Source organism: Falsiroseomonas sp. CW058 (genome assembly GCF_050563535.1).
Taxonomy (GTDB): domain Bacteria; phylum Pseudomonadota; class Alphaproteobacteria; order Acetobacterales; family Acetobacteraceae; genus Falsiroseomonas.
Genome location: NZ_JBNXUO010000061.1, coordinates 1 through 8,743 on the forward strand (window position 1 = coordinate 1; position 8,743 = coordinate 8,743).

Here is an 8,743-nt window from a genome sequence, read left to right on the forward strand (position 1 = left end):
CGCCGGCCGCCATCGCGGCCGTAGGCTGGCCGCGCCGCCCGGCGCGACCACGCGCCCCACGGCCGAACGCGTGCGCCAGGCGCTGTTCGACATGCTGTGGCACGCGCCCTGGGCCGGGCGCGCGGCGGTGGAGGGCGCGCGCGTGCTCGACGCCTTCGCCGGCACCGGCGCGCTGGGGCTGGAGGCGCTGTCGCGCGGGGCCGCGCACGCCACCTTCATCGAGCAGGACCGCGCCGCGCTGGCCGCGCTGCGCGCCAACATCGCCGCGACGAGGGAGGAGGCGGCGAGCCGCGTCATCCCCGGCGACGCCACCCGCCCGCCGCGCGCCGCCGCGCCCTGTTCGCTGATCCTGCTCGACCCGCCCTATGGCGGCGAGATGGTGCCGCGCGCGCTGGCCGCGCTGGCTCCCGCCGGCTGGATCGCGCCCGGCGCGCTGGTGGCGGCGGAGGTGGCCAGGGCCGAGCCGCTGGAAGCGCCCGGCTTCGAGGAAGTGGCGTCGCGCGAACACGGTGCGGCGCGGCTGGTCTTCCTGCGCGCGGCCTGAAGGGTCATGCGCCTTCCGGCACCTGCGGGAAGCGCACGCCGACCTTCGCGTACATCTCCGCCAGCCGCCGGTCATAGGCCTCCGTCCCGAACAGCGCCGCCCGGCGCGGGCCGCGGGCCGCCATCTCGGCGCGCAGCCCGGGATGCGTCTCCACCGCCCGGATCGCCTCCGCCATCGCCCGCACGTCGTAGGGATCGACCAGCACCGCCGCATCCCCCACCACCTCCGGCAGGGAGGCGACGTTGGAGGTGACGACGGGCGCGCCGAGGCTCATCGCTTCCAGCACCGGCAGGCCGAACCCCTCGTAGAGCGAGGGGAACAGCACGCCGCGCGCGCCGCGGATCAGGCTGACCAGCAGGCGGAAGGGCGCGTAGTCCAGCAGCACCACCCGGTCCCGCAGCCGGCGGGAGAAGACCTGCGTGCCGTCCCCCGCATCCGCCTCGCCCAGGATGCGCCCGTCATCGGCGTAGATGAGGCCGAGTTCCTGCCGCACCCGCCAGGCCTGCTTGCCGACGATGACCAGCGGCAGCGCCGAGCCGGAGGCGAGATAGGCCTCGATCAGCCGGCCCAGGTTCTTCTTCGGCTCGATCGCGCCGTAGAACAGCCAGTAGTCGCCCCAGGGCAGGCCGAAGCTGCCCTCCACCGCGCCGCGCGCCATCGCCTCCGGCATGTCGGTCAGCTGCGCGGGCAGCTCCACCGACTGCCAGGTGTTGGTCACGCGGTCCTCCGGCACGCCCAGCAGCTCCACGATGTCGCGCTTCGACGCCTCGCTCACCGTCACGATGTGGTCGGCCTTCGCGGCGATGCCGCGCAGCGTGCCTAGGATGCGGCGCTTCACGTCGAGCGTGGCGTAGGGCAGGCGCAGCGGCACCAGGTCGTGGATGGTGTAGATGTTGCGCGCGCCCTTCACCCGGATCGGCAGCGGGTAGGTCCAGTGCATCACCTCCGGCGCATCCGGCAGCGTCACCTCCGCGAAACGGCCGCCGACGCCGTAGTTGATCGCCGCCGCGCGGTAGAGATCGGGGATGTTCCACATCCGGTCGGCATGCGGGGTCCGCGCCTCCATCCCCCGCCGGATCACGCGCCCCGTCACCGGCACCGGCACGGCGGTGGCGCCCAGCCGCAGGCGCAGCTTCGCGCGCAGGTCGAAGACCGCGCCCTGCAGCCAGGGCGTCTTCGGCGGCCGCGCGTCGAGCAGCATGATCTCCCGCAGCAATTCGTCGCGCCCCGAGGCTCCGCGCTGGCCCCAGAGCACGCCGACCTCCGCGCCGAGCGCGCCGAGCCGCTGCGACAGCACGCGCCCATAGGTCGCGATGCCCGTCCCCTGCTCGAGCGCGAGGTTGTAGCCGTCGATGGCGATGCGCGGCCTCAGCACCCGTGGTCCCCCCTGGCGGTCGGGACGGGTTAGGCGACGGGACGGGCGGCGCGTCAACCACCCGCCGCCGGCCCCGGTTGCGCCGCCGCGCGGGACCGGCCCTATTGCGGTCGATGGACGCCGCCGCCTTCCTTGCCGAGATGCGCCGCTTCGACGCCTTCGGCCGGCCGACGGCGACCGGGACGGTGGACGGCCTGCCCTACCTGACGAACGAGTTCTGGACCGCCGCCCAGCGCCGGGCGCACCCGATCCACGAGGTCAGCTACCGCGCCTGCTTCAAGCCGCAGCTGCCGGAATTCTTCATCGCGCGGCTGACCGCGCCGGGCGAGGCGGTGCTGGACCCCTTCATGGGCCGCGGCACCACCCCGGTGCAGGCCGCGCTGATGGGCCGCCGCCCGGTCGGCAACGACGCCAACCCGCTTTCCACCCTGCTGACGCGCCCGCGGCTCTCGCCGCCCGACCCCTCGGCGGTGGCGCGGCGGCTGGCCGACATCCCCTGGGGCCGGCCCGTGGCGCCGCGGGACGACCTGCTGGCCTTCTACCACCCGGCCACGCTGCGCCACATCTGCGCGCTGCGCGACTGGCTGGCGGAGGTCGCGCCGCTGGATGACCCCGCGCCGGACCCGGTGGCGGACTGGATCCGCATGGTGGCGCTGAACCGGCTGACCGGCCATTCGCCCGGCTTCTTCTCGGTCTACACCCTGCCGCCGAACCAGGCGGCCTCGGTCGCCAACCAGCGGCGCATCAACGCCCGCCGCGGCCAGGTGCCGCCGGAACGCGACGTCCCGGCGCTGATCCTGAAGAAGACGGCGCAGCTGCTGGCGCGCGGCGGCCCGCCGCCGCACCCGCCCGCGCTGCTGACGACGGGGCAGGCCGCGCGGATGCCGGCGCTGGCCGATGCCTCCGTCGCGCTCGCCGTCACCTCGCCCCCCTTCCTCGACATCGTGCACTACGCCGCCGACAACTGGCTGCGCTGCTGGTTCGCCGGGATCGGGCTGGACGCCGTGCCCATCGCCCGCCACGGCAGCGAGGCGGCGTGGGAGGCGATGGTGCGCGCGACGCTCGCCGAACTCGCCCGCGTGCTGCGCCCGGGTGGGCATCTCGCCTTCGAGGTGGGGGAGGTCCGCGGCGGGCGGGTGCTGCTGGAACGCGCGGTCTGGCGCGCCGCCGAAGGCCTGCCGCTGGAACGCCTGGCGGTGCTGGTGAACCGGCAGGACTTCACGAAGACCGCGAATTGCTGGGGCATCGCGAACAACCGGCGGGGCACCAACAGCAACCGCATCGTGCTGATGCGGCGGGCGTAGCGCCCGCCGCGGCGGATCATGCCGCGCCCCGACGCCGCCAGGCCCGCAGCGGCGTCGGTGCGGCGGGCCAGCCGGAGGTGACCACCGGCGCCGTGCCGACCGGCTCGTATTCCGCATCCAGCAGCGCCGGCAGTGCCGCCGCCGCGCGCCAGCCGGCACCGGGCGCGCCGGGGTCCGGTGCCTCGGCCGCCAGGCCGCCCGCGGCGCAGAACTCGAATTCGGGGGAGGCCATGGCGACCACCTGGCCGGGCCGCGCGCGGGCGAAGACCTCGGCGAACCACTCGCCTTCCCCGCAGGTCGGCCAGACCATCAGCAGCGGCGGCGGCGCCGGGGAGGCGGCGAAGAAGGCCATGGTCGCCGCCGCGTCGACGCCGCGCCGGACGGGGAAGGCGATGCCGGTGGCCGGGCTCGCATCCCGGTCGGAGGCGGCGACGGCGAGACCCGCGCGTTCCAGGGCGCGGGCGAACAGCCCGAAGCCCGCGCCGATCTCGCAGACCCGGCCGAAGGGGGCGAGCAGGCGGATCGCCTCGGCCGTCGGCAGCGCGTTGCCGAAGCCGCGCAGCGCGTGCGGCACCTCGCGGCAGGCGGCTTCCACCCCCGCGGCGGGCGGCGGCAGGCCGGCGTCGATCGCCTCCAGGTAGGCGCGGCGGCGCGCGGCGGCGGCCGCGGTCCAGGCCGCCCCGTCGCCCAGGCGCCGCAGCGCGGCATTCGCCCCGGCGGCCGCAAGCGCGGTGGCCAGCGCCCAGCGCCGCGCGCGGGCGGGGCGCGAGAGGTCGCCCGGCGGGATCGCCCCCAGCCGTTCGCGCAGCGCCGCCTCGGGCATCCCGTCCAGCGCGGCGGCTTCGCCCGGTGCATGGAAGCGGAAGGCGGCGGGGTCCGGCACCAGCCGCGCGAAGGGCCGCAGCGCATCGGGCGCGTGCGTCACCTCCAGCGCGCCCTCGAACAGCAGCCGCGCATCCAGCCGGAAGGGCGGCAGCCAGGGCACGGCGGAGAAGCTGGGATCGGGCGCCATGGCACCGGAAAGCTCACGCAGGGCGGGCGCGTCAATGCCCGTTCCGCACGGAACCGCCCGGCCCGGCAGGGGTTCACCGCCGAGGTGATGAGGCTTCGCGCCATGCCGCTGCTGCCCGACACGACGGAACGGGTCCGCCACGCGACCGCCCATGCATCGAACCGCCGGATCGCCGCGCGCACCCGGGCAAGGATCGCCTGCCTCGCGGAGCGGCCGGAACTGATCGACCCTCAGCTGCGCGCGCTGGAGCGGGAGTGGGACACCGAACGCGTGCTGGAGGCGAATGCCGCGACCCTCGCGCTGACCGGCGCCGCGCTCGGCCTACTGCGGGACCGGCGCTTCCTGGCGCTGCCGCTGGCGGTGGCCGCCTTCCTGCTGCAGCACGCGCTGCAGGGCTGGTGCCCGCCCCTGCCGCTGCTGCGCCGGCTCGGCGTGCGGACGGCGCGGGAGATCGCGGAGGAACGCGCCGCGCTGAAGGCGCTGCGCGGCGACTTCGACGCGGTGCCGTCCCGCCCTGGCGCCGCCCCGCGCGACCGGGCCGAGGCGGCCTGGCGCGCAGCGCGGCGGTAAGGGCGCCGGCCGCCGCCGGCATCACCGTCGCGGCCTGTGATCAGCCCCGCAGCCCACGCCAGATGCGCCGCGTCAGCACGAGCGCGAGCAGCCCCTCCGCGCCGATCAGCGCGGTGGCGGCACGCGCGCCGACGAGGTTGGCGAGGATGCCGATATGCAGGAAGCCCAGCAGCCCACTGCCCACCGCGACCGACAGCACGCCGAGCGCGCGGGACCGCAGTTCGGGCGGCGTCACCAGGTAGACCATCGTCGCCTGCATCGAGGCGAAGGCTGCGCCCCCGAGCCCGACGAGCGCGAGCGCCGCGCCCGCCAGCAGCGGCGTCGGCGCCAGCGCGAAGGCCGTCACCATCCCGAGGTAGAGCGCGGCGCCGCCCAGGAACAGCCGCGGATACTGGTCCGTCCGCGCCCGCAGCGTGATGGCCAGCGCGCCGGCCAGCGCGCCGAGGCCCTCCATGCTGGCGAGGAAGCCCACCCCCTCCGGCCCGAGATGCAGCACCTCCTGCCCGATCACCGGCACCATCGACGCGAAGGGCCAGGCGAAGACGTTGAAGATGACGGTGACCACCATGATGCCGCGCAGCGCCGGCACGCGGAGCGCGAGGCGGAAGCTGCCCGCCACCTCCGCCAGCACCGAGCCCGGGCGCGTCGGCCCCGGCCGGCCGCGATGGTCGAGCCGCGCGGCGAGCGCGATGGCGACGAGGTAGAGCGCGAGCGCCGCCGCGAAGGCCGCCCAGGGCCCGAACGCGGCCAGCAGCATCCCGCCCGCCGCCGGCCCGCCGATGCGGCTGGCATTGTTCCCCATGACGTCGAGCGACATGCCGGTGGCCATGCGCGGCGCGCCGAGGATGTCGCCCAGCATCATCCGCCGCACCGGGTTGTCCGTTGCCCAGCCGACGCCGCTGGCGACCGAGGCGAGCGCGATCTGCCAGACCGCGAGATCCCCCGCGAGGGCGAGCAGCGCGAGCGCCGCCATCCCGCCGCCCTGGATGCCGAGCACGACGAGCAGCGCCCCCCGCCGCTCCACCCGGTCCGCGACGACGCCGAGCACGGCGCCGAACAGGCCCATCGGCAGCAGCCGCAGCAGCGTCATCGCGGCGACGAGGAAGGCGGATTGCGTCTGCTGCCAGACCACGACGCCGATCACCAGCATCTCGAGCCAGCGGGCGACGGACACGGCGAGGCCACACAGCCAGAGGCGCCGGAAATCCGGCACCGAGAGGACACTCCCGCGCAGCAAGGTCTTCGCCCGTGTGGTTCGTTGCAGGCAGCGTGGCAGGGGCGGCGGCGGCGTTCAATCCCCGGCCCGGGTCACCCCGCCGCGGCCGCCCCGCGCCCGTCATCGACGATGCGCCCGTCCTCCATCGCGACGACGCGGTCGGCGATGTCGAGGATGCGCGGGTCGTGCGTGACCAGCAGGATCGGCACGCCGCGGGACCGGGCGAGGTCGCGCAGCAGGTGCACCACCTCCTGCCCGCTGGCGCGGTCGAGCGCCGCGGTCGGTTCGTCCGCCAGCACCAGCCCCGGCCCGGCCGCCAGAGCGCGCGCGACCGAGACGCGCTGGCGCTGCCCGCCGGAGAGCTGCGCCGGCAGCTTCTCCGCGTGGTCGGCAAGCCCGACCGCCGCCAGCAGCGCGCCGGCACGCGCCAGGCGCTCGCGCTCCGCCAGGTCGCCGTCCTGCTCCAGCGCCATCGCCACGTTCTGCCGCGCGGTCAGGAAGCCCAGCAGGTTGTGGTGCTGGAAGATGAAGCCGATGCGCCGGCGCAGCCGCACGCGCGCGCCCTCGGTCGCGTCGCGCAGCTCCTCGCCGAGCACGCGGCAGGACCCCGCCTGGAGGGAGCGGAGCGCGCCGATCAGCGTCAGCAGCGTGGTCTTGCCGCTGCCCGACGGGCCGGTCAGCAGCACGATCTCGCCCTCGGCGACGGAAAGGTCGACGTCGCGCAGCACCGCCTTGCGGAGATCGCCCTCGCCATAGGCATGGGTGACGCCGCGGAGGAGGACGGGGGCGGTCATGCCGGGCCCCTCGCGCCGCGCCGGCGCATTCAGAACATGTCCGCCGGGTCGGCGTCGCGCAGCTTGCGCATGGCGAGCAGCCCGGCGGCGGCGCACATGGCGAAGATCATCGCGAACACGCCGATCCCGCGCTCCGTGTCCATCGCGAGCGGCAGGAAGGTGGCGCCGCCCACCAGGTCGTAGAGGAACCAGGACAGCGCGATGCCCGGCACGAAGCCCAGCACCGCCAGGATCGCCGCCGCCCCCAGCACCACGCGCGCCAGGTGGAAGTCGGAATAGCCCATCGCCTTCAGCGTCGCGTATTCCTTCAGGTGGCCGGCGACATCGCTGAACAGGATCTGGTAGACGATCACCATCCCCACGATCAGCCCCATCAGGCTGCCGAAGCCGAAGATGAAGCCGATCGGCGTCGCCTCCTCCCAGTAGCGGCGCTCATGCGCGCGCAGTTCCTCCTGCGTCAGCACCATCGCATCCGCCGGCAGCAGCGCGCGCAGCCGCGCCTGCGCCGCCGCGAGGTCGGCGCCCGGCCGCAGCCGGATGGCGACGAGGTCCACCGCCGCGACGAGCCGTTCCTTCACCACGCGGCGGAAGTTCACCTCCGACAGCACGACATTGCCGTCGGCGCCGAAGGAGGGGCCGATCTCGACCAGGCCCACCACCTCCACCAGCCGGTTGCCCACCTGCACCTCGAAGGGCCCGCGTTCGGCCAGCAGCCGCGCGACCGGGCCGAATTCCGGGCGGGACCGCGTGTCGAAGGCGATGGCGTCCGGGCGCTTCAGCGCATCCCTCAGCGGCGCGAGGCCGGGGAAGTCCAGCACGCCCGCATCGACGTCGACGCCGATCAGCTGGATGGCGCGGCGGCTGCCATCGACCGGGTTCCGCCAGGTCGCCTGCGCCAGGTAGACCGGGACGGCGCGTTCCACCTCGGGCAGGGCGAGGGCCTGCTGCGCGCGCACGCGGGGCAGCGGCTCGGGGCGGAAGCTCGCCGTCGTCATCGGGTGCATCAGGAACAGGTCGCCGCGCATCGCGCCGATGAGGTTCGTCGCGCTGTCGAACAGCGCCGCGCGGAAGCCGAGCTGCATGAAGACCAGCACGCAGGCGAACATCACCCCCGCGATGGCGGAGGCGAGCCGCGCCTTCTCGCTCCGCAGCTGCCGCCAGGCCAGCCGCAGGGCGAGCAGCGTGGCGGCCGCGAAGGACGGGGGACGGCGGGGCGGGGCGGCCGGCGACAGGCCCGCGCCCGGCGCATCCGCCGCCGGGGGGGAGAGCCGGTTCATGGGCGGATCGCGACCTGGACCTGCATGTTGGACCGGCGCGCCAGCAGCGCCGCCCCCTCGGGCCCGAGCGTCAGGCGGACCTCCACCGTGCGGGCATCCACCGCGGCCACGGGGTCGGTGGAGGCCTGGGTGCTGCGGCGCACCTGCCAGCCGATCTCGCGCAGGGTGGCCGGGAAGCGGCGGGACTCGCCCGGCACCACCACCTCCGCCGCGGCGCCTTCGCGCAGGCGCGGCAGGTCGGTCTCGAAGACGTCGGCGACGATGTCGATGCGGCCGAGATCGGCGATCTCCACCACGCCTTCGCCGCCCACGCGTTCGCCCGCGCGGGCCATGACGCGCAGCACGGTGCCGCCGATCGGCGCGCGCAGCCGCGCCAGCGCGGCTTCGGCCTCCGCGCGGGCGAGCGCGGCCTCGGCGGCGGCCAGCTCGGCCTCGGCCAGCGCCAGGTCCTCGGGGCGGGGGGCGAGAAGCGTGTCCAGCACCGCGGCGGCCTCGGCACGTTCGGCGCGGGCGCGGTTGGCGGCGAAGCGGGCGCGTTCCGCGGTCGCTTCCGCGCCCGCGCCGCTGCGTTCCAGCCGCTCCGCACGTTCCGCCTCGCGCCGGGCGGAGGCTTCCGCATTGGCCAGCGCGTCGATGCGCGCGCGCTGGGCC

The 8,743-nt window shown here is 75.7% G+C and carries 9 protein-coding genes; 3 read left to right on the forward strand and 6 right to left on the reverse strand.

What is annotated here, in order from left to right:
- A partial coding sequence (gene rsmD, locus ACK8OX_RS24905) for a 16S rRNA (guanine(966)-N(2))-methyltransferase RsmD (protein ID WP_430666992.1) occupies nt 1-544 on the forward strand: 544 nt, incomplete at its 5' end.
- Nucleotides 545-548: 4 nt separating this feature from the next.
- On the opposite strand, the gene ACK8OX_RS24910 is transcribed toward rsmD, so the two are convergent.
- Nucleotides 549-1,919, reverse strand: a complete 1,371-nt coding sequence (locus ACK8OX_RS24910) for a glycosyltransferase family 4 protein (RefSeq protein WP_430666993.1) — start codon at nt 1,917-1,919, stop codon at nt 549-551.
- Between the two features lie 113 nt (nt 1,920-2,032).
- Between ACK8OX_RS24910 and ACK8OX_RS24915 the strand changes: the two genes are divergently transcribed.
- Nucleotides 2,033-3,223 carry a DNA methyltransferase gene (locus ACK8OX_RS24915; RefSeq protein WP_430666994.1) on the forward strand — a complete coding sequence of 397 codons (1,191 nt, stop codon included), beginning with the start codon at nt 2,033-2,035 and terminating at the stop codon, nt 3,221-3,223.
- Between the two features lie 16 nt (nt 3,224-3,239).
- Here ACK8OX_RS24915 and ACK8OX_RS24920 read toward each other — a convergent pair whose 3' ends face one another.
- Nucleotides 3,240-4,235 (reverse strand): hypothetical protein, encoded by a 996-nt coding sequence (locus tag ACK8OX_RS24920; protein ID WP_430666995.1) that lies wholly within the window; start codon nt 4,233-4,235, stop codon nt 3,240-3,242.
- A gap of 87 nt (nt 4,236-4,322) precedes the next feature.
- Here ACK8OX_RS24920 and ACK8OX_RS24925 point away from each other — a divergent pair, with 87 nt between their 5' ends.
- Complete coding sequence (locus tag ACK8OX_RS24925; protein WP_430666996.1) at nt 4,323-4,805, forward strand: hypothetical protein; 483 nt, start codon at nt 4,323-4,325, stop codon at nt 4,803-4,805.
- Nucleotides 4,806-4,845: 40 nt separating this feature from the next.
- Here ACK8OX_RS24925 and ACK8OX_RS24930 read toward each other — a convergent pair whose 3' ends face one another.
- The 4 genes from ACK8OX_RS24930 to ACK8OX_RS24945 form a co-directional block, all read right to left on the reverse strand.
- Entirely contained in the window at nt 4,846-6,042 is a 1,197-nt protein-coding gene (locus ACK8OX_RS24930) for an MFS transporter (RefSeq protein WP_430666997.1), read from the reverse strand.
- Between the two features lie 71 nt (nt 6,043-6,113).
- The gene (locus tag ACK8OX_RS24935; RefSeq protein WP_430666998.1) at nt 6,114-6,815 is read right to left on the reverse strand and encodes an ATP-binding cassette domain-containing protein; all 702 of its coding nucleotides are present in this window, start codon (nt 6,813-6,815) and stop codon (nt 6,114-6,116) included.
- Between the two features lie 29 nt (nt 6,816-6,844).
- The gene (gene devC / locus ACK8OX_RS24940) at nt 6,845-8,092 is read right to left on the reverse strand and encodes an ABC transporter permease DevC (protein ID WP_430666999.1); all 1,248 of its coding nucleotides are present in this window, start codon (nt 8,090-8,092) and stop codon (nt 6,845-6,847) included.
- On the reverse strand, nt 8,089-8,743 hold a 655-nt coding region (locus ACK8OX_RS24945; protein WP_430667000.1), incomplete at its 5' end, for an efflux RND transporter periplasmic adaptor subunit. The genes devC and ACK8OX_RS24945, both read right to left, overlap by 4 nt.